Here is an 18,735-nt window from a genome sequence, read left to right as displayed (position 1 = left end):
GCAAAGGTCACGCCACAGGTTGCCTCGCAGCGCAGCGGAGGGGTCGCAGACAGCAGGGGCGTGCTTCTTTGCTTACTTTCTTGCACGAGCAAGAAAGTGAGTCGCCTGCCGGGCGAAAACCGGCCTCCGGCCTGAAGGCCAAAGCAGGAGCCTGCAGGGCCAAGAGCAATGGAATGCCGACCTCCGCCCGAAACATCAGGACTGCCCTGGCAGACCAGCATCCTCAGCAGGCTGAGAAGCCAAAGGATCCCACTCCGCCCAATCGGGCCCAAACAACTCCACCGGATGCGCCGACCGCTCCGACCCATTGCCACAAGCCATAGACGACGCAGCGCAATAACGGTCACACCCCCAGCAAGTCCGCTCAGGATGCGCAGGATGGATAGGAAAACGTTTGGCCATAAAGAGCTAACAGGGCAAAGATGTAGCGGTACCGCACCACTGTGCGCCTGTGCCAGGCAGCAGGATTTGACCTGGATCATGCTTGGCGTACACCGCAACGCACGGTCAGCGATGGGCAGCGAAAATGGAGGCTGTGACACAGCTCCTGAACACCCCACCCACAGCAGGCTTTGACGAGCCGTTTAGCCTGCTGCAGGCCTGCCATGGCCGGGTGGCGCGCAGCTTGGATCTGTTGGGCCGCCTGGGTGCTTACCTGGCAGAGCAAGGCGGCGACGATGCGCAGGGCCAGGCGCGCGATGCGGCGGCCGATGTGCAGCGCTACTTTGACCTGGCTGCGCCCTTGCACCACCAGGACGAAGAGCTGCATGTGCTGCCCGCGCTGCGGGCCGCCGGGCAACGGGCGCTGGCAGACCAACTGCAGGCCGAACACCGGCAGATGGAGGCGCTGTGGCCGGCGATTCGGGCGGATCTGCAGGCGGTGCAGGCTGGGCATGCCCCGTCGGGCAACGCGCTGGTGGCGGCACGGCGCCGCTGGGCGGATTTTGCAGCGGTGTATACGCGCCATATCGCCGCAGAAGAGACGCAGGCCTATCCCAGCGCACAAACGGTGTTGGAGCCAACCGTGCAAGCAGCCATGGGGCGCGAGATGGCGCAGCGGCGCGGTGTGCGCTACCCGGAGGTGGGGCCATGAAGGCGGAGCAGCAGCCCACACGGCAGCGGCCGCTGGCCGTCAAGATTGGCGCCATTGGCTGCGCGCTGCTGCTGATGGCGCTGGTCGCGATTGGACTGACCTTGCGGCTGACCTGGTCGCTCGAAGGCGGCGCTGCGGCCGTGAATGAAGCGGGGCGCATGCGCATGCAGACCTGGCAGCTGGCGCAGGCCTTGCCGGATGCGAGCCCGCAGCGGCTGGCCCTGCTGATCGGCCAGCTCGACACCAGCCTGGCCTTGCTGGAAAAGGGCGATGCCGCCCGGCCGCTGTCGGTGCCGCGCGATGCAGCCTCGCGTGCGGCCTTGGCGGCCGTGCAGCAGCGCTGGCAGCGGGTACGTGCGGCCTGGCAGCAACCGATGCGCGGCAGCCATGCGGTGCAGGCCGAGGTCACGGCCCAGCAGGCGCAGAGCTTTGTGAGCGAGGTGGACCACCTGGTGGGCCGCATTGAGCAGCAGCTCGCGCGCTGGACGACCTGGCTCAACACGGCCCAGTTCGTGATGATGGCGCTGGCCATTGCCGCCGCGCTGGCGCTGATGTATGCGGCGCAGCTGCTGGTGTTTGGGCCGCTGGCGCGGCTGCAGACAGCCCTGGCCCAGGTGGAGGCGGGTGACCTGTCGGTGCGCGTGCAGGCCGATGGTGGCGATGAGTTTGGCGCGGTGGCCCGGGGCTTCAACCGCATGGCCCTGCGCCTGCAGGATCTGTATGCCAGCCTGGAGCGCCGCGTGCAGCAAAAGACCGAACACCTGCAGGCCGAGCGTGCCCGTTTGGCGGTGCTCTATGACGGTGCTGCCCTGGTGGCGCGGGCCGATTCGCTGCCGGTGCTGGCCCAGGGCTTTGCAGCCCAGATGCGCAAGACCGCGCAGGCCGATGCGGTGGCGCTGCGCTGGTCGGATGAGGACAACCGCCGCTATGTGCTGCTTGCCTCCGAAGGACTGCCCGAGGAGATGGTGGCTGCCGAGCACTGCGTGCCCACCGGTGACTGCTTTTGCGGCCAGCCCCAGGCCCACGCGCAGACCCAGCTGGTGGCGTTGCAGGACTGGCGCAGCGGCGTGCCTGCAGGGGCCAGCCGGGTGGATGCCGGGCAGTGCCGCCGGGCGGGCTTTGTCAGCGTGCTGAGCGTGCCGGTGCGCCTGCATGAGCGCATGGTGGGCGAGGTAGACCTGTTCTTTCGCGATGCGACCACGTTGGCGCCGGATGACCGAGCACTGCTCGATGCACTGGCCAGCCACCTGGCCGGTGGCATGGAGGGCCTGCGCGCCGATGCCTTGCAACGCGAGGCAGCGGTGGCCGATGAGCGCGGCCTGCTGGCGCGCGAGCTGCATGATTCCATCGCGCAGAGCCTGGCGTTTTTGAAGATACAGGCGGGGCTGTTGCGCCGCGATATAGCGCGGGTGCCGCCCGATGGCGCACGCGTGCAGGCAACCTTGGCCGAACTCGATACCGGCATCCGCGAGAGCCTGTCCGATGTGCGTGAGCTGCTGCTGCACTTTCGCACCCGTACCAATGCCGAGGACATCGTGCCTGCGCTGCGCACCACCTTGACCAAGTTCGAGCACCAGACCGGTTTGCCCGCGCATCTGCAGATCGCCGGCGAAGGCATGGCGCTGCCGCCCGATGTACAGGTGCAGGTGCTGCACGTGGTGCAGGAGGCGCTATCCAATGTGCGCAAGCATGCGCAGGCCAGCCAGGTGTGGGTGGAGGTGGAGCAAGGCCCACAGTGGGCGGTGGAGGTGCGCGACGATGGCCAGGGCATGGCGCAAACCGCCCCGGCACTGGACGAAACCCATGTGGGCCTGCGCATCATGCGCGAACGTGCGGCAGGCATTGGTGCCCGCTTGGAGATCGAGTCCGTTGCGGGTGCAGGCACTTGTGTGCGCTTGAGCCTGCCCCTATTGCAGCCCGTGGCCGCTGCACCGCTTACGCTCAGGAGCCCCGCATGAATGCAGCACCAACGCCTACCCTCCCTGTTGCGCCGATTCGGCTGCTCGTCGTGGACGACCACCCGCTTTTCCGGCGGGGCGTGATCGCTCTACTGTCCGCCCAGCCGCAGCTGCAGGTGGTGGCAGAAGCAGGAGATGCCGGCGAGGCGCTGCGCCACGCCGCGCAGCTGCAGCCCGATGTGGTGCTGCTGGACCACCATATGCCGGGCGTGAGTGGCGTGGACCTGCTGCCCGGCCTGCGCGACGCCGCGCCCGCTGCGCGGGTGCTGATGCTCACCGCCAGCGAAGATGCCGACACCTTGGCGCTGGCCTTGCAGCGTTGCGCCCATGGCTATTTGCTGAAGACGGCGGACAGCGAGGTGCTGGTGGCAGCGATCGAGCGCGCCTTGCGCGGCCAATCGACGGTGAGCATGGAAATGACGGATAAGCTGGTGAACGCGCTGCAAACCCGGCCAGCAGAGCCGGCTGCGGCACCCGTTGCGGTGCCCGAGCCGGTCGACCCGTTGGAGCAGCTGTCGCCGCGCGAGCTGGAGATCCTGCGCGAGATCGCTGCCGGTGCCAGCAACAAGGAGATTGCGCGCAGCCTGGCCATTGCCGAGACCACGGTGAAGATCCATGTGCAGCACATTCTGCGCAAGCTGGGCTTGTCATCGCGGGTGCAAGCTGCTGTGCTGCTGACCGAGGGGCGCGGTCGCACAGGGGCCTGATCAAGTGCCCCGGTGGCGCTCCAGCAGCAGGGCCAGGGTGCGCCAGGCGGCCGGTTGCTCGGCCATCGCTACCGAGATGCGCAGCAAGCTTGACGGCGCCTGGCGCGGCGAAAACAGCACGCCGGGTGCCAGCAGCAGGCCATGTTCGCTGGCCTGGCGCGCCAGCAGTTCCGAGTCCATGCCGCAGTCCACCCAGGCAAAGGTGCCGGCCACCGGCTCATGCACTGCGTGGCAGCCCAGCGCTTCGAGCTGGCGCAGGCAGCGGTGGCGCGCCTTGTCCACCCGCTCGCGCAGCCGGTCCACATGCTTGCGGTAGCTGCCATCGGCCAGGATGCGGTGCACGATCTGCTCGCTGGGCAGCGCGGAGGTGAGGCCGCCCAGCAGCTTCAGATCGGTCAGCTGGTGGATGAACTCGGGCCGCGCCGCCACATAGCCCACGCGCAAGCCGCCCGACAGTGTTTTGGAATAGCCCCCCACCAGCAGCACGCGCTGCAGCCTGTCCATGGCCGCCAGGCGCAAGGGCATATTGCCCAGGTACTCGGAATAGGTGTCGTCCTCGACCAGCAGAAAATCATGCCGCTCGGCAATGCGCAGCACCTCATGGGCGACACCGGCCGACAGGCTCAGCCCGGTGGGGTTGTGCACGGCGGTGTTCAGGATGAAAAGCTTGGGCTGGTGCTGCGCGGCCAGGGCCTGCAGCGCCTGCACATCGGGGCCGCCAGGCAGGCGCGGCACGCCCACCACATTCACCCCCATCGTGTTGAGGCGGCCAAAGATCAGGAACCAGCCCGGGTCCTCGACCAGCACGGTGTCGCCCGGCTGCAGAAAGCAGCGCACGATCAGGTCCAGCCCGTGGGTGACGCCGCTCACCGTCATCAGCTGGGTCTCGGGGTGAGCGGGTACTTCCTGTGCCTGCAACGTGGATGCAATTTGGCGGCGCAGCGGCGCCAGACCCTGGGGCAGGCCATAGCCCAGCAGGCTGCGTTCGGCCCGCACGCCCTGCTTCAGAATGGCGCGCATCGCGCCGCTGATCAGGCCTTCGTCCATCCAGCTGGCGGGCAGGCAGCCGGCACTGCCGGTGTGGCCGGAGCCATCGGCATCCTCGCGGAAGATGCCGCGCAGCAGGTAGGCGGTGTCAAACGCAGCACCCTGGGCCAGGCTGGCCGCAGGGGCAGCGGCCGCTACGGCCAGCGCGCGTTGGGCACAGACAAAAAAGCCCGCTCCCCGGCGGGATTGCACCAGGCCTTGTGCGGCCAGCCGGTCATAGGCCTGCACCACCGTGTCGCGGCTTACGCCCGCCTGGTCGGCCAGTGCCCGCACCGATGGCAGGCGCATGCCCGTGCGCAGCCCGTGGTGGCGGATGCGGTCGCTGAAATGCGCCACCAGCTGCTCGACCAGGGAGGCGCTGCCGGTGCGCACTGGTTGCCAGCCCCAGGCGGCCGCTGCCAGCGGGCGGGCACGTGAGCCGGGCGCAGCGGTGTCGGCTGCGGTCTCGGGGGGCGGCGAAAGTGTCTGGGTCATAAGAGCAGGCCAATTCTGCAAGTGGCCAGTTAAAGTGTACCGGTACTGTACTGCATCCTGGCGGTAGCATGGCAACAGCTTTTCTTTTCTTCCTTGTTCGCACGCTGCCATGTCCGTTCTGCCCCAAACCTCCGCTTTTGTGTTGCCCCTGGCCCTGTTCGCCTTTGTCAGCTCGGTCACCCCGGGCCCCAACAATGTGATGCTGACGGCCTCGGGCGCCACTTTTGGCTACCGCCGCACGGTGCCGCACATGCTGGGCATCAGCCTGGGGGTGGTGGCCATGCTGCTGCTGGTGGGCCTGGGGCTGGGCGTGGCCTTTGAGCGGGAGCCGCGTCTCTACACCTGGCTCAAGTACCTGGGTGCCGCTTACCTGCTGTGGCTGGCCTGGAAGATTGCCCGCTCCGGCCAGGCCGGCGCCGGGCAGGCCGGTGCGCAGCCCTTTGGCTTTTGGCAGGCCGCTGCGTTCCAGTGGGTCAACCCCAAGGCCTGGGTCATGGCCATCGGCATCGTGGCGACCTATACCCCGCGCGATGGATATACCGCCAACCTGCTGCTCGCCGCGCTGGTGCTGGGAGTGGTGAACTACCCCAGCGTCAGCGTCTGGACCTTGTTTGGCAGTGCGGTGGGCCGCGCACTGCGCACGCCCCGGGCACTGCAGCGCTTCAACTGGTGCATGGCGGCACTGCTGGTGCTGTCGCTGTATCCGGTGCTGGAGGGCTGATCGCTGGGGCGCGTCACTCCGCCAGGATCAGGGTTTCTGCCCAGCATGCACGCTGGGGCCCGATGGCTACAATGGTCCTCAGCCTTTGCATTGGAGAGAGCCCATGTCCAGCCCGCACACCGACGCCGATACCGAACACCCTCCGGTGGATACCGTGGAAGCCATTGTTCCGCTGATGCCGGTGGTGCTCCCCGTGGTGGGCGCGCTGATGATGTTCCTGCTGGCCTTCATTGCCGTCTACATGGCCTGAGCGCCGCGCGATCCGCGCCCGAGGGCCTGTTGCTGAACCCGCCGCTGGCGGGTTTTTTATCGCCTGCCGCTGGCCGATGATGGCTGGCGCGGCCCCGCGCGGCATACGCGCCTTGGCCACTGCAGGGCCGCGCCACCTCCGCGACAGGCGGCTGGCCAAAGAAACCGGTATCAATACAATTATGCATTTTGTCATGCATCAAATGCATAGATGTGGTGACCGAAAATCACCGTTTTGGGGTCCGACTGCTAAAATCGCGAGTCCAGCGTAGGCATTTTTGCGCACAGGCATGGCGCCCTGTCCGACGCAATGGAGACGGTTTTTCAAAAATGGGTTGCCGGCCAGGGAGCGGGCCGCAGCGGTTTTTGATGAACCGTTTACAACTTTGAAAGCTTCCGATGAACGCAAACGTCCAAGCCGGTGTGGCCATTCAGGCGCCCGACTATGTCAAGAACCCCAAGCTCATTGCCTGGGTGGCCGATATGGCCGCACTGTGCAAGCCTGATTCCGTCTACTGGTGCGACGGCAGCCAGGAAGAATACGACCGCCTCTGCCAGCAACTGGTCGATGCCGGCACCTTCAAGAAGCTCAACCCCGCCAAGCGCCCAGGCAGCTTTCTGGCCTGGTCCGATCCCTCGGACGTGGCACGTGTCGAAGACCGCACCTACATCTGCTCGGCCAAGAAAGAGGATGCCGGCCCCACCAACAACTGGATGGAACCTGCCGAGATGCGTTCGACTCTACAGCCGCTGTTTGACGGTTGTATGAAGGGCCGCACGATGTATGTGGTGCCGTTCTCGATGGGCCCGCTGGGCTCGCCGATCGCCCACGTCGGCATTGAGCTGTCCGACAGCGCCTATGTTGCAGTCAACATGAAGATCATGACCCGCATGGGCCGTGCCGTGTATGACGTGATCGGCAGCGATGGCGACTTCGTGCCCTGCGTGCACACCATCGGCGCGCCCCTGCAAGCCGGCGAAAAGGACACCACCAGCTGGCCTTGCAACAAGACCAAGTACATCGTGCACTACCCCGAGACGCGCGAAATCTGGTCCTACGGTTCGGGCTACGGCGGCAATGCGCTGCTGGGCAAGAAATGCTTTGCGCTGCGCATCGCCTCGACCATGGGCCGCGACCAGGGCTGGCTGGCCGAGCACATGCTGATTCTGGGCGTGCAAAACCCCCAGGGCAAAAAGTACCATGTGGCAGCCGCCTTCCCCAGCGCCTGCGGCAAGACCAATTTCTCGATGCTGGTGCCGCCCACCGGCTTTGAAGGCTGGAAAGTCACCACCATCGGTGACGACATCGCCTGGATCAAGCCGCAGGCCGACGGCTCGCTGCGCGCGATCAACCCCGAAGCGGGCTACTTTGGCGTGGCCCCGGGTACCAACTACCACACCAACCCCAACTGCATGGCCAGCCTGGACAAGAACGTGATCTTCACCAACGTCGCGCTGACCGACGACGGCGATGTGTGGTGGGAAGGCATGGAAAAGGACAGCGGCCAGCTGCCGGACCACCTGATCGACTGGCAAGGCAAGGACTGGACCCCGCAGATTGCGAAGGAAACCGGCGCCAAGGCCGCCCATCCGAATGCCCGCTTCACCGTGGCTGCCACCAACAACCCGGCCCTCGACGAAGCCTGGGACGACCCCAAGGGCGTGAAGATCGATGCCTTCATCTTTGGTGGCCGCCGCTCGACGACCGTGCCGCTGGTGACCGAAGCACGCAACTGGAAGGAAGGCGTCTACATGGCCGCGACCATGGGCTCCGAAACCACCGCTGCCGCGTTTGGCGCGCAAGGCGTGGTGCGCCGTGATCCGTTCGCGATGCTGCCTTTTATGGGCTACAACATGAGCGACTACTTCTCCCACTGGCTGAACCTGGGCGACAAGCTCGAAGCCGCTGGCGCGCAGCTGCCCAAGATCTACACCACCAACTGGTTCCGCAAGGATGCCGCTGGCAAGTTCGTCTGGCCCGGCTACGGTGAGAACATGCGCGTGCTCAAGTGGATGCTGGACCGCCTCGAAGGCCAGGTGCAGGGTACGCAGACCGCCTTTGGCGTGGCCCCACAGTACGCCGAGATCAACTGGACCGGCCTGGACTTCAATGCCGAGCAGTTCAAGACCGTCACCAACATCGACACCGCCGTCTGGACCGAAGAGCTGGCGTCGCACCAGGCCCATTTCGACCACCTGGCCCAGCGCCTGCCCCAAGCGCTGCTGGATATCAAGGCCGATCTTGAAAAGCGCCTGACCGCTGCTTGACCGGCCGCTCGCCCGCGCGCTGGTAGCTCCGCTGCCAGTGACGCAGCCAACGACGCACCGCAAAACCCCGCATGTTTCAGGCATGCGGGGTTTTGTTTTGGATGCGGAGCTGCGGTAGACCTGCCTGGGCTCCGTGTCAGTGCAGGGATGGAACTGTGGTTTGTGGCATACAGCCAGCAGCTTGCTGGGCGGTAAACCGCTTGCCAACCGTTGTTCAAGTGCTGCGGCTTGTGCGGGTAGAGCTGTGCTGCCACGCCAAGCCGCGCATCCGCTTTGGAGGGACTGCGGTCGCCAACGACAAAAAAGCCACGGCATGCCGTGGCTTTAGAAAGGCAGATCGTGGCTGCCGGCGCTGGGGCTCTGGAGGAACCCCGGCGTTGATCAGTAGTTCTTGTGGTAGAACGAAACCGCTGCGTCGCTCATGGCGCGGTTCAGGTCAGCCATCACGCGGCTGTCTTGCAGGGCCACTTGCCAGGTCTTGTCGTCTTCCATGGCGCGGCGGTGGCCTTCGTCCCAGCTGCGGCGTGCGGCGCGCAGGCTGCTGCTCAGGTTGCGGGCAGGGGCAGCCAGCAGGGCGATGGCGACAAAGGCGACGGCCCACAGCAGGGCCCAGCCAGCGATCCAGTGGCTGCCGCCAGCGACGGAGTCCACCAGGCGGGTAGCCACGACCAGCACTGCAGCAACGAGGGCTGCCAGCATCAAGGAAGCGCCGATGCCCTTGGTGCCGAAGGTGGTCTTGAGATGTTCAGCAGCACGTTCCACACGCAGAACGCCCGTGTGCTCGGTAGCCATGTCAGTGTGTACAAAACTGTTGGTCATGATGGATGTCTTTGGTATTAATGCTTCTTGGAAGCGATGCACGAAGTATAGGGTTTACCCTAGACCATCTCAAATTTATCTTTTGAATCTGTATCATTCATGCCAGTGATGTATTGCAGGCCGCTCAGCACCGCAAAGGATTGAAAATGCTGCCCCATCAATTTCGGCATCTCGATCTGAACCTGTTGCGTGTATTCGACGAGGTGATGAATGAGCGCAGCCTGACCCGGGCCGCCGATAAGCTGTCCATCACCCAACCCGCAGTCAGCAATGCGATGCGGCGCCTGCGCGAAGCCTTGAATGACGAACTGTTGGTGCGCAGCGGCCAGGGCGTGGAGCCCACGCCGCTGGCCAATGCGCTGTGGCCGGTGGTGCGTGAATCGCTGGCGCGGCTGCAGGCCAGCTTTGCCCCCGAGCGCTTTGACCCGGCCCACGCCACCCAGGCCTTTGTCGTGGCGATGGCCGATGCCACAGCCGCCACCTTGCTGCCCAGCCTCATGCATATTCTGGAGACCGAGGCGCCAGGCGTCTCCGTACATGTGCAACCACTCACTACACGTGATCCGCGTGAGGAGCTGGAGGCTGAGACTGCCGACCTGGCCGTGGGCTATTTCCCCTTCGTGCTGGCCGAGATGACGGCCCGCGCCCAATCGGGGGATCTGGTGGATTTCGAGAGCCGGCGCCTGTATGACGGCGAATACCTCTGCGTGATGCGCAAGGACCATCCGTTGAGTGAGGGCTTGCTGACTTTGGAGCGCTACTGCGATGCGCGCCATATGCTGGTGAGTTTTTCCGGCCAGCCCTTTGGCTTTCTGGACGAGGCGCTGGCATCGATCGGCCGCAAGCGCCGCGTGGTGCTGACGGTGAACCAGTACTTCACTGCCGCCCGCGTCGTGGCGCGCACCGATCTGCTGACCGTGCTGCCGCGCCACTTTGTGCCCGCCACCGGCATTGCCGATCTGCTGGCCTTCCAACCGCTGCCGCTGCGCGTGGAAGCCGTGCATGTGGATGCGCTGTGGCGCAGCCGCAGCGGGCATATTCCACCCTCGGCGCTGGAATGGATGCTGCATGCGCTGGAGCGCTCGGCGCGGGCGGCTTTTCCTGACCTGGAATTACCGATGTAGCGGGCTGCAAGCCGCCAAAGCCCATGGTAGGCTTGGCGACCATGCACCTGCAAATCCTGTCCGACCTGCACCTGGAGACCCATCCCCATTTCCGTGCCCAGCCCGCGCCCGGCGCCGAGCTGCTGATCCTGGCCGGCGACATTGGCTCCTACCAGAATGGATCGATGCTGGACGATGCAGATTTTGGCCTGGGCCAGTTTAGCCCGCAGCAGGCGGGAGGCCATTGGCCCGAGCCGGTGATTCTGGTGCCCGGCAACCATGAGTTCGACAACCAGGATTTCGACATGGCCCGGCAACGCTTGCGCGCCAGCTGCAACAAGCTGGGCATCACGATGCTGGACTGCGAAACCCTGGTGATCGATGGCGTGCGCTTCATCGGCACCACCCTCTGGTCCGACTACGACGCCATTGCGCTGCACAACGGCGTGACCGAGCTGGGCGCGCTGATGAAGCAGCGCGAGAAGGCCTTCAAGGCCGCCAACTTCTACCTGACCAAGGCCCAGACCGTGCGCAACGGCCAGCCCTTTCTGGCTGCCGAGATGCGCGACGAAGCGCTGCGCTGCCAGCAATGGCTGCGCGCCGCACTGGCCGAGCCCTTTGACGGCAAGACCGTCGTCATCACCCACTTCGCCCCCAGCCTGCGCAGCGCCGATCCGCGCTATGGGCTGACCCCTGGCACCGCCGGCTTTTGCAATGTGCTGGATGACCTGCTGCCCTATGCCGACCTCTGGATCCACGGCCACCTGCATGCGCCGAGCGACTATCTGGCCAAAGGCCAGCACAGCGATGGCCGCCCCTGGCAATGCCGGGTCGTGGCCAACCCGCTGGGCTATGCGCGCAAGGGCGAGCAGGAGACCTTCAACCCGCATTGCCTGGTGCGGGTGTAAGGCGGCAGGTTCTCAGGGACTGCTCGGCGCGCCACGACTTCTCGCGCGGCTCCACAACATCGGTACGGTAAGGTTTGTGCTTGGCGCTGACTAGCCTCTGCGCCGCCGCTATGCCTTGAGCGGGCGCATATATCCCGCCTATTCATCTCCATTTTGCATACCGCGTCCCTAAAACAGTCATTTGGGCGCATTTCAGCAGCAAAACGTTTACGGTCGACTTTTCTTCTCCGGTGCGTGCTTAGCATCTTCGATCAAAATCAAGGGTTTTCACTTAAATTTTTCGCCAAGCCTGATGCACATCAATGTGCGTTTGACGATGAATCTATAAGCTGATACACATGATTTAAGCCTGTAAAGCGCGTTGCCGGTGCCGGCATGCGGGTTTTGCCAGCTCACAGTCCAGCGTTGGTCGTGGCACCGGTGTTGGGTCCCTCACCCCTTGTTGAAGGAGTTAAGGCATGCGTATTTTGTTGGCCGTTGACGGCAGCCCTTACACCCAAAAAATGCTGGATTACCTGGCAGCGCACGCAGAGTGGCTGACCTCCAACCACCATTACACGGCACTCACGGTGCAGCCGCTGCTGCCGCCCCGGGCCGCCAAGGCCCTGGGCAAGGCGCTGGTGGACGATTACCACTCGGAAGAAGCGCAAAAGGTGCTGGTGCCCGTGCAGGAGTTCCTGGCTGCCCACCAGGTGAAGGCCGTGGCAGAGAGCGCTGTGGGCCCCATTTCGCAGACCATTGCGGAGACGGCCGATAACGGCGGCTATGACCTGCTGATCATGGGCACCCGGGGCCATGGCGCGCTGGCCAAGCTGGTGCTGGGCTCGGTGGCCACCCAGGTACTGGCGGAGAGCAAGCTGCCGGTATTGTTGATTCGGTAAATGGATAGGATCAGATAACGAGTCTGTCATTTGCTATTCACCATATAGCAATACTTGGCGTGGATACTGCACCACCAACAGATTTGACCAATGAGGGAGGGGTGGAACCACCGGTGCAATGAATACCGGTGGTCATCCGGAAACTGCTTGCACCCCAGGGGGTGCAGGCAGTTTTTTTATGCCTTGACGGTGGCGCGCGCGGCTGCGGTGGGCGGCGCCAGGCTGCCCTTGGCGCTGTGCACCATCGCGTCGCTCAGCGCGCTGAGCAAGGCGGATTGCAGGTTCCAGCAATGCCAGAACAGATCGACGCGCAGCAGCTGGGCCTCGGCCACATTGACCAGGCGGCCATCGGCCAGGTAGGGACGGGCGAGCAATTCGGGCACCACGCCCACGCCCCAGCCAGCGGCCACGGCGCGCACCTGGGCTTCGGAGTTGGGGACGTAGAGCTGGTGCAGGCCAACGGTCTTGAGCCCCATCGCGCGGGCAACAAACACGCGCTGCATGTCGTCCTTGCGGTTGTAGCTGAGAAACGGCAGGTGCTTGAAGTTGCTGCGGTTGATGCCCTGCGGCACATGCTGCTCGGCGAAGGCGGGCGAGGCCACGGCGATGTAGTGCATCGCGCCCAGCGCCGTCACGCGGCAGCCGCGCAAGGCTCTGGGCATCGTCGTGACACAGCCCAGCACCTCCCCGGTGCGCAGCAGCTCCAACGTGTGGTCCTGGTCGTCGGTGATGATCTCCAGCGGCAGCTGCTGCAGCGCGATGTCCTGCAGCGCATCCAGCGCCCAGGTGGCAATGCTGTCGGCATTGATGGCGATCGAGATGGCCTCGTCATGGGCGTTGCGGCGCTGGGTGTGGGGCAGCAGGCTGTGCAGCTCCTGCTCCAGGTCGGTGCGCAGCAGCCGCAGCTGCTGGGTGTGCTTGAGCAGCAACTGCCCTGCCGCCGTCGGGCGCAGCGGACGGCTGCGCACCACCAGCACCGAGCCGATCTGTGCCTCCAGCGCGCGCAGCCGCTGCGAGACCGCCGATTGCGTCACATTCAGTCGCAAAGCGGCCTTCTCGAAACCGCCTTCTTCAATCACGGCGGCCAGGCATTCCAGCGCGACCGGGTCCAGGTTGCTCATGGGGCTCCAGTATTAGTAGAACTGATGAATCCTGAAGAAGTTTAATTGCACTTTATGTTACAGCCAAGATGCCAGACACTGAGAGCCATGAAAGTCATCATCCTCGGCGCCGGCATCATCGGCACCAGCACTGCCTGGCATTTGCTGCAACTCGGCCACGACGTCACCGTCGTGGACCGCCAACCGGACGCGGCGCTGGAGACCAGCTTTGCCAATGCCGCGCAGATCTCGGTGAGCTACTGCGAGCCCTGGGCGAACAAGCATGCCCCGCTCAAGGCGCTCAAGTGGATGTTCGACAAGGAGGCACCGCTGCTGCTGCGCCCCCATGCCGATCCGCAGCAATGGCGCTGGCTCACCCAGTTTCTGGCCGAGTGCAATGACCGCTCCTTTGCTCGCAATGTGCAGCAGATCGTCGCGCTCGGTGCCTACAGCCACAGCGCGTTGAAGGCCGTGGTGGCGCAGACCGGCATCGAGTTCAACCGGCTCGAACGCGGCATTGCCCACTTCTTCACCAGCGACGAAGCGGTGCAGGATGCACAGATGGCCGTCGATCTGATGCGCCAGTACGGTGTGAACCGCCGCATGGTCAGCACCGAAGAGTTTCTGAAGATCGAGCCCGCCTTCAAGCCCTATGCCGCGCAGATCAAGGGCGGCACCTTTACCGAGAGCGATGAGAGCGGCGACGCCCGCGTGTTCACGCAAAAGCTCGCCCAGCTCTGTGCCCAGGGCGGTGTGCAGTTTCTCTACAACCACCGGGTCGAGCGGCTGAATGTGGCGGGCGGCGCGATCGATTCGGTCACCGTGCGCGCCACTGCAGCGGGTGCAGACAGCAGCCCACGCACCTTGCAGGGCGATGCCGTCATCGTCGCCTGCGGCAGCTACACCGCGCCGCTGCTGCGTACCGTGGGCCTGAACGTCGCCATCTACCCCGGCAAGGGCTACAGCGCCACCTTGCCGATCCTCAAGCCCGAGGCTGCGCCCTTTGTCAGCTGCATTGACGACGGCAACAAGCTGGCGATGAGCCGGCTGGGCAACCAGCTGCGCGTGGCCGGCACCATCGAGCTCAACGGTTTTGACAGCTCGCTGGACAGCCCGCTGGCCAAGGCCCGCTGCCACATGCTGGCGCGCCGCATCGAGGAGCTGATGCCCGGCGTCTGCGATACCCGCCTGCCCGAGCAGGGCGGCAACCCGCAGTTCTGGACCGGCCTGCGTCCTGCCACCCCCACGAATATCCCGTTCATTGGCCGCACCAAGATCGGCAAGCTCTGGATCAATGCCGGCCACGGCACCCTGGGTTGGACCCATGGTGCCGGCAGCGGCAAGGCCATGGCCGAGCTGGTGAGCGGCCGCATGCCGGACATGCAATTTGGTTTCTACGGCTTTGAAAGCGAAGCCAGGAGCCGGGCCGCTGTTGCAGCCTGACGGGCTTACCGCTCCATGAAAAAGGGCCGCACACGGTGCGGCCCTTTTGGCGTTTATCGGAAGGGATCAGGCGTCCAGACGCACCAGCCAGCCGTGGCGGTCCGGGGCGCGGCCGTACTGGATGTCGGTCAGCTCCTTGCGCAGCGCCATCGTGACTTCGCCAGCCGGTGCCGACAGGTCGCCCACCGAGAAGCCTTCGCCCTTGAGCTGGCCGATGGGGGTGATGACGGCCGCGGTACCGCAGGCAAACACTTCGGTGATGTCACCGGAAGCCACGCCTTGCTTCCACTCGTCAACGGCGATCTTGCGCTCTTCGACCACCATGCCACGGTCGCGCGCCAGTTGCAGCAGCGAGTCGCGCGTGATGCCTTCCAGAATGCTGCCCGACAGCGCAGGCGTGACCAGCTTGTTTTGCTTGCCGTAGACCAGGAACACGTTCATGCCGCCCAGCTCCTCGAGGTACTTGCCCTCGGCAGGGTCGAGGAACAGCACCTGCGAGCAGCCGTTGTCCTGGGCTTGCTGCTGGGGCAGCAGCGAGGCGGCATAGTTGCCGCCGCACTTGGCGGCACCCGTGCCGCCCTTGGCCGCGCGGGCAAAGTCGGTGGACAGCCAGATCGCCACGGGCGCCACGCCCTTGGCAAAGTAGGGGCCTGCGGGGCAGGCGATCACGTAGTAGGTGGCCTTGTGGGCGCTGCGCACGCCCAGGAAGACTTCGTCACCGATCATGAACGGGCGCAGGTACAGGCTGGCTTCGTTGCCGCTGGGCACCCAGTCCTTGTCCACAGCGATGATCTGCTTGAGCGATTCCACAAAAATGTCGACCGGCAGCTCGGGCAGGGCCAGGCGGCGGGCGGAGCGCTGCAGGCGCTCGGCATTGGCTTGGGGGCGGAAGGTCCAGACCGAGCCGTCCGCATGGCGGTAGGCCTTGATGCCTTCAAAGATTTCCTGGCCGTAGTGCAGCACGGCTGCAGCGGGGTCCAGCGCAATCGGGCCGTAGGGGGTCACGGCCGCATCGCGCCAGCCACCCTCTTTGTCCCAGTGCACCGAGACCATGTGGTCGGTGAAGTGCAGACCAAAACCCGGGTTGTCCAGAATCTTGGCGCGCTCTTGGGCGCTGCGTGGCTGGCTCGATGGGGTGACGGCAAAGGTCAGGGAAGAGGGGGACACGGGACTAATCCTTCAGTTGGCAACAGGGACAGCAGCGTTCTGTGGGGGAGCCGCTGCCGGTCATGGTGGCCGTCCGCCAGCCTGGAGAGGCTCCAGGACAAAGTGACGGGCTGCACGCCAAACCCCATAGCATGCCAGTTTTTTGCGCCGGTGGCGCCAAGCAGGCTGCATTGCCAGCATGGCGAGTCAACCACCTGCAGAGGCAAACGGCCATCGCAGGCGGCCAGCTTACGGGTTTTTCCTAGTGAACCGTCGCACGCTGGGTCGCCAAAAAATCGAGCAGCAGGCCTTCGAAGGCATCCGGGCTCTCCAGCTGGGGCCAGTGGCCAACGCCTTCCAGGCTCTCGTGCCGGGCCTGGGGCAGCAGGTCTGCCAGCGCCTGCATGCGCTGGGGCGGCATGCACACATCCTGGCCGCCGCTCACCAGCAGGCAGCGCTGGGTCAGGTGGGGCAGGCGTTCGGCCAGGGTGCTGGGGCCGGCCAGCATCTCCAGCATGCGGCCATAGGCCAGAGGCTGGATCTGGGTGATCGCATGGCGCGCCAGCTGCAGGCCTTCGGGCAAGGCCTGCTGGCCCGATTGCAGCTGCACCAGTAGCTCGGCAAAACGCTGCATCTGCACCGGCTCGGTGCTGGCCTGCTGCTGGCACTGGGCCAGCAGTTGCTGGCGCGTCTGCACCCAGTGCTGCTGGCTGTCGGCCTCCAGCGCCGGGCCGCCGGCCACCAGGGTCAGGCTGCGCACGCGGGTGGGGTGGCGCAAAGCCAGCTCGGCGGCCACCATGGCGCCCATGCCATGGCCGACGATATGGGCGCGGCCAATCTTCAGCGCTTCCAGCAGGCCGTCCGCCGTGGCAGCCAGCGCCTTCAGGCTGTAGCCGCCATAGGGCGGTGGGTTGGCATGGTAGCCGGGCATGTCCCAGGCGATGGCGCGATAGCCCTGGCTGGCGAGCAGCTCTACCTGCGGGGCAAAGCCCAGATGGTCGGTGTCGGCATCGTGGAGCATCAGCACCGTCGGGCCGCTGCCAAGCATCGCAAAATTGGGAATCAGGGACATAGGTGTGCTTCTCGCCGAGTGTTTCCCTCGCAGATGCGGCCCGTCTGCCTTGTTTTCAAGCACCTACGCCCGCAGGGGCCTCGCCTGCTGGCCGATAATGGCCCTTATCCATGCTTTTGACGGCATGGCATCTGCCCCTGCCGTCTGCCTGCCCCGTGAACCGCTCCCTGCCTCCTGAACACCTGCAATCACCCGCTTCTGCCTCGTTTTCCGAACGTGAGTTTCGCAATGCGCTGGGCCAGTTCGCCACCGGGGTGGCCGTGGTGACAGCGCTGGCGCCCGATGGCAACAAGGTCGGGTTGACGATCAGCTCCTTCAATTCCGCATCGCTCACGCCACCGCTGGTGCTGTGGAGCCTGATGAAGACGGCCAGCTCGATGCCGGTGTTCGAGACCGCCAGCCACTACGCGATCAATGTGATGGGCGCGCACCAGAAGGCGTTGGCCTTGCAGTTCAGCCGCAAGGGCATTGACCGCTGGGCGGGCGTGGAGTTTGAGATGGGCGTTACCGGCGTGCCGCTGCTGGCCGGCGCCATTGCCAGTTTTGAGTGCCGCAACGGCCCCCACCATGATGCGGGCGACCATGTGATCCTCGTCGGCGAGGTGGCGCATTGCCAGCATGTGGCGGGCGTGCCGCCGCTGCTCTACCACGGTGGCAATTTCTACACTGAGCAGCTGATCTAAGCCACACGTGCTGCAGGCAACAAAAAACGACCCGAGGGTCGTTTTTCATTGGGCGGGCGGGGCGCTGCTTACTTCTCGACGAAGGCGCGTTCCACCACAAAGTCGCCTGGCGTCGAGGTATTGCCTTCCTTGAAGCCCCTGGCCTCCAGCAGTTCCTTGAGTTCGGCGAGCATCGCGGGGCTGCCGCAGAGCATCACGCGGTCGGTGTCCGGGTTCAGTTCGGGCAGGCCGATGTTCTGCGGGAAGGTGCCGGCGGTGATCTGGTTGGAGATACGGCCCTGGTTGCGGAAAGGCTCGCGCGTCACCGTGGGGTAGTACACCAGCTTGTCCTTGACGATTTCGCCGAGGAACTCATGGTTGGGCAGCTCTTCTTCCAGCAGCTTCTGGTAGGCCAGTTCCTGGACCTGGCGCACGCCGTGTACGACGACGACCTTCTCGAAGTGGTCATAGGTCTCGGGGTCGCGCGCCACCGACAGCCACGGCGCCAGGCCGGTGCCGGTGCCGATCAGGTACAGGTTCTTGCCAGGCAGCAGGTAGTCGACCAGCAAGGTGCCCGTGGGCTTCTTGCCGACGATGATGGTGTCACCCACCTGGATGTGCTGGAGCTTGCTGGTGAGCGGGCCGTCATCGACCTTGATCGACAGGAACTCCAGGTGTTCTTCGTAGTTGGGGCTGGCGATGGAATAGGCGCGCAGCAGGTTCTTGCCGTCGACCTTCAGGCCGATCATCGTGAAGTGGCCGCTGGAGAAACGCAGCGCGGGATCACGGGTGGTCGTGAAGGAGAACAAACGATCGGTCCAGTGGTGAACAGACAGGACACGTTCTTCGAGAAAGGCGCTCATAGCAGTGCAGTACTCAGTTAGTCTTGTGTATATCTATAAACGCTATTGTTCACTATTCATACAACTTAAACGTCATATGGACATATCGGCGCGTTGTGAACGGGGTTTTTCACCGTTTCAGGGCCTATTTTCGACCTAGCGCAATAACGCAGATGGCGTAGGGACCCTCTGCAAAACTCCCTGCCGTGGTCTGAACGCGGGCTCGGGCGATCCGCTGCGTT

Annotated in this window: 18 protein-coding genes; 11 read left to right on the top strand and 7 right to left on the bottom strand. The window is 64.8% G+C overall.

Translation table 11 applies throughout. The features are described 5' to 3' along the window. Positions 1-195: 195 nt before the first annotated feature. A complete protein-coding gene (locus tag ACHWUQ_RS09125; protein WP_312990446.1) occupies positions 196-402 on the bottom strand; it encodes a DUF3079 domain-containing protein in 207 nt (68 codons plus the stop codon). A gap of 133 nt (positions 403-535) precedes the next feature. Between ACHWUQ_RS09125 and ACHWUQ_RS09120 the strand changes: the two genes are divergently transcribed. The 3 genes from ACHWUQ_RS09120 to ACHWUQ_RS09110 are packed head-to-tail and all read left to right on the top strand — an operon-like array spanning position 536 to position 3,758. Continuing rightward, positions 536-1,093 carry a hemerythrin domain-containing protein gene (locus ACHWUQ_RS09120; protein WP_394680947.1) on the top strand — a complete coding sequence of 186 codons (558 nt, stop codon included), beginning with the start codon at positions 536-538 and terminating at the stop codon, positions 1,091-1,093. Beyond that, the gene (locus tag ACHWUQ_RS09115; protein WP_394680946.1) at positions 1,090-3,051 is read left to right on the top strand and encodes a type IV pili methyl-accepting chemotaxis transducer N-terminal domain-containing protein; all 1,962 of its coding nucleotides are present in this window, start codon (positions 1,090-1,092) and stop codon (positions 3,049-3,051) included. The genes ACHWUQ_RS09120 and ACHWUQ_RS09115 overlap by 4 nt, the downstream gene beginning before the upstream one ends. Further along, positions 3,048-3,758, top strand: a complete 711-nt coding sequence (locus ACHWUQ_RS09110; RefSeq protein ID WP_312526122.1) for a response regulator — start codon at positions 3,048-3,050, stop codon at positions 3,756-3,758. Before ACHWUQ_RS09115 ends, ACHWUQ_RS09110 begins: the two co-directional genes overlap by 4 nt. Here the strand turns inward: ACHWUQ_RS09110 and ACHWUQ_RS09105 are convergent, their stop codons facing one another. Then, positions 3,759-5,279 (bottom strand): PLP-dependent aminotransferase family protein, encoded by a 1,521-nt coding sequence (locus ACHWUQ_RS09105; RefSeq protein ID WP_394680945.1) that lies wholly within the window; start codon positions 5,277-5,279, stop codon positions 3,759-3,761. A gap of 109 nt (positions 5,280-5,388) precedes the next feature. Here ACHWUQ_RS09105 and ACHWUQ_RS09100 point away from each other — a divergent pair, with 109 nt between their 5' ends. The 3 genes from ACHWUQ_RS09100 (at position 5,389) to ACHWUQ_RS09090 (ending at position 8,517) form a co-directional block, all read left to right on the top strand. Next, positions 5,389-6,000, top strand: a complete 612-nt coding sequence (locus ACHWUQ_RS09100) for a LysE family translocator (RefSeq protein WP_239810160.1) — start codon at positions 5,389-5,391, stop codon at positions 5,998-6,000. Positions 6,001-6,103: 103 nt separating this feature from the next. Then, a complete protein-coding gene (locus ACHWUQ_RS09095; RefSeq protein ID WP_230773683.1) occupies positions 6,104-6,250 on the top strand; it encodes a hypothetical protein in 147 nt (48 codons plus the stop codon). A gap of 398 nt (positions 6,251-6,648) precedes the next feature. Further along, entirely contained in the window at positions 6,649-8,517 is a 1,869-nt protein-coding gene (locus ACHWUQ_RS09090) for a phosphoenolpyruvate carboxykinase (GTP) (protein WP_312836096.1), read from the top strand. Between the two features lie 381 nt (positions 8,518-8,898). On the opposite strand, the gene ACHWUQ_RS09085 is transcribed toward ACHWUQ_RS09090, so the two are convergent. Next, the gene (locus ACHWUQ_RS09085) at positions 8,899-9,309 is read right to left on the bottom strand and encodes a hypothetical protein (RefSeq protein ID WP_239810162.1); all 411 of its coding nucleotides are present in this window, start codon (positions 9,307-9,309) and stop codon (positions 8,899-8,901) included. 173 nt (positions 9,310-9,482) lie between these two features. On the opposite strand from ACHWUQ_RS09085, the gene ACHWUQ_RS09080 reads away from it, so the two are divergent. The 3 genes from ACHWUQ_RS09080 (at position 9,483) to ACHWUQ_RS09070 (ending at position 12,228) form a co-directional block, all read left to right on the top strand. After that, positions 9,483-10,460, top strand: a complete 978-nt coding sequence (locus tag ACHWUQ_RS09080; protein WP_239810163.1) for a LysR family transcriptional regulator — start codon at positions 9,483-9,485, stop codon at positions 10,458-10,460. Between the two features lie 41 nt (positions 10,461-10,501). Then, positions 10,502-11,347 (top strand): metallophosphoesterase, encoded by an 846-nt coding sequence (locus ACHWUQ_RS09075; RefSeq protein ID WP_394680944.1) that lies wholly within the window; start codon positions 10,502-10,504, stop codon positions 11,345-11,347. 458 nt (positions 11,348-11,805) lie between these two features. Next, a complete protein-coding gene (locus tag ACHWUQ_RS09070) occupies positions 11,806-12,228 on the top strand; it encodes a universal stress protein (protein WP_394680943.1) in 423 nt (140 codons plus the stop codon). A 176-nt stretch (positions 12,229-12,404) separates the two neighbouring features. Here ACHWUQ_RS09070 and ACHWUQ_RS09065 read toward each other — a convergent pair whose 3' ends face one another. Then, positions 12,405-13,349 (bottom strand): LysR family transcriptional regulator ArgP, encoded by a 945-nt coding sequence (locus tag ACHWUQ_RS09065; RefSeq protein WP_394680942.1) that lies wholly within the window; start codon positions 13,347-13,349, stop codon positions 12,405-12,407. A 54-nt stretch (positions 13,350-13,403) separates the two neighbouring features. Here ACHWUQ_RS09065 and ACHWUQ_RS09060 point away from each other — a divergent pair, with 54 nt between their 5' ends. Further along, positions 13,404-14,771, top strand: a complete 1,368-nt coding sequence (locus tag ACHWUQ_RS09060) for a D-amino acid dehydrogenase (protein ID WP_394680941.1) — start codon at positions 13,404-13,406, stop codon at positions 14,769-14,771. A 66-nt stretch (positions 14,772-14,837) separates the two neighbouring features. On the opposite strand, the gene ACHWUQ_RS09055 is transcribed toward ACHWUQ_RS09060, so the two are convergent. Then, complete coding sequence (locus ACHWUQ_RS09055; RefSeq protein ID WP_312836092.1) at positions 14,838-15,938, bottom strand: branched-chain amino acid aminotransferase; 1,101 nt, start codon at positions 15,936-15,938, stop codon at positions 14,838-14,840. 241 nt (positions 15,939-16,179) lie between these two features. Then, positions 16,180-16,989 (bottom strand): alpha/beta fold hydrolase, encoded by an 810-nt coding sequence (locus tag ACHWUQ_RS09050; RefSeq protein ID WP_394680940.1) that lies wholly within the window; start codon positions 16,987-16,989, stop codon positions 16,180-16,182. A 155-nt stretch (positions 16,990-17,144) separates the two neighbouring features. On the opposite strand from ACHWUQ_RS09050, the gene ACHWUQ_RS09045 reads away from it, so the two are divergent. Further along, complete coding sequence (locus ACHWUQ_RS09045) at positions 17,145-17,672, top strand: flavin reductase family protein (protein WP_312526104.1); 528 nt, start codon at positions 17,145-17,147, stop codon at positions 17,670-17,672. Between the two features lie 68 nt (positions 17,673-17,740). On the opposite strand, the gene ACHWUQ_RS09040 is transcribed toward ACHWUQ_RS09045, so the two are convergent. After that, on the bottom strand, positions 17,741-18,514 hold the full coding sequence (locus ACHWUQ_RS09040; RefSeq protein ID WP_239810170.1) for a ferredoxin--NADP reductase: 774 nt from the start codon (positions 18,512-18,514) through the stop codon (positions 17,741-17,743). Positions 18,515-18,735: the final 221 nt, after the last annotated feature.

Origin of the sequence: uncultured Comamonas sp. (assembly GCF_964277875.1) — a bacterium.
GTDB classification, from domain to species: Bacteria; Pseudomonadota; Gammaproteobacteria; order Burkholderiales; family Burkholderiaceae_C; genus Comamonas; species Comamonas sediminis.
Note: the sequence above shows the minus strand (reverse complement) of the source record. Positions and strands in the feature narration are given on the sequence as shown.

What these genes read in the sequence shown, in the direction of transcription:
- ACHWUQ_RS09095 (WP_230773683.1), top strand. Translation starts at nt 6,104, where the DNA reads ATGTCCAGCCCGCACACCGACGCCGATACCGAACACCCTCCGGTGGAT.
- ACHWUQ_RS09050 (WP_394680940.1), bottom strand. Translation starts at nt 16,989, where the DNA reads ATGTCCCTGATTCCCAATTTTGCGATGCTTGGCAGCGGCCCGACGGTG.
- ACHWUQ_RS09065 (WP_394680942.1), bottom strand. Translation starts at nt 13,349, where the DNA reads ATGAGCAACCTGGACCCGGTCGCGCTGGAATGCCTGGCCGCCGTGATT.
- ACHWUQ_RS09060 (WP_394680941.1), top strand. Translation starts at nt 13,404, where the DNA reads ATGTTACAGCCAAGATGCCAGACACTGAGAGCCATGAAAGTCATCATC.
- ACHWUQ_RS09105 (WP_394680945.1), bottom strand. Translation starts at nt 5,279, where the DNA reads ATGACCCAGACACTTTCGCCGCCCCCCGAGACCGCAGCCGACACCGCT.
- ACHWUQ_RS09070 (WP_394680943.1), top strand. Translation starts at nt 11,806, where the DNA reads ATGCGTATTTTGTTGGCCGTTGACGGCAGCCCTTACACCCAAAAAATG.
- ACHWUQ_RS09085 (WP_239810162.1), bottom strand. Translation starts at nt 9,309, where the DNA reads ATGGCTACCGAGCACACGGGCGTTCTGCGTGTGGAACGTGCTGCTGAA.
- ACHWUQ_RS09110 (WP_312526122.1), top strand. Translation starts at nt 3,048, where the DNA reads ATGAATGCAGCACCAACGCCTACCCTCCCTGTTGCGCCGATTCGGCTG.
- ACHWUQ_RS09100 (WP_239810160.1), top strand. Translation starts at nt 5,389, where the DNA reads ATGTCCGTTCTGCCCCAAACCTCCGCTTTTGTGTTGCCCCTGGCCCTG.
- ACHWUQ_RS09115 (WP_394680946.1), top strand. Translation starts at nt 1,090, where the DNA reads ATGAAGGCGGAGCAGCAGCCCACACGGCAGCGGCCGCTGGCCGTCAAG.
- ACHWUQ_RS09125 (WP_312990446.1), bottom strand. Translation starts at nt 402, where the DNA reads ATGGCCAAACGTTTTCCTATCCATCCTGCGCATCCTGAGCGGACTTGC.
- ACHWUQ_RS09080 (WP_239810163.1), top strand. Translation starts at nt 9,483, where the DNA reads ATGCTGCCCCATCAATTTCGGCATCTCGATCTGAACCTGTTGCGTGTA.
- ACHWUQ_RS09090 (WP_312836096.1), top strand. Translation starts at nt 6,649, where the DNA reads ATGAACGCAAACGTCCAAGCCGGTGTGGCCATTCAGGCGCCCGACTAT.
- ACHWUQ_RS09075 (WP_394680944.1), top strand. Translation starts at nt 10,502, where the DNA reads ATGCACCTGCAAATCCTGTCCGACCTGCACCTGGAGACCCATCCCCAT.
- ACHWUQ_RS09040 (WP_239810170.1), bottom strand. Translation starts at nt 18,514, where the DNA reads ATGAGCGCCTTTCTCGAAGAACGTGTCCTGTCTGTTCACCACTGGACC.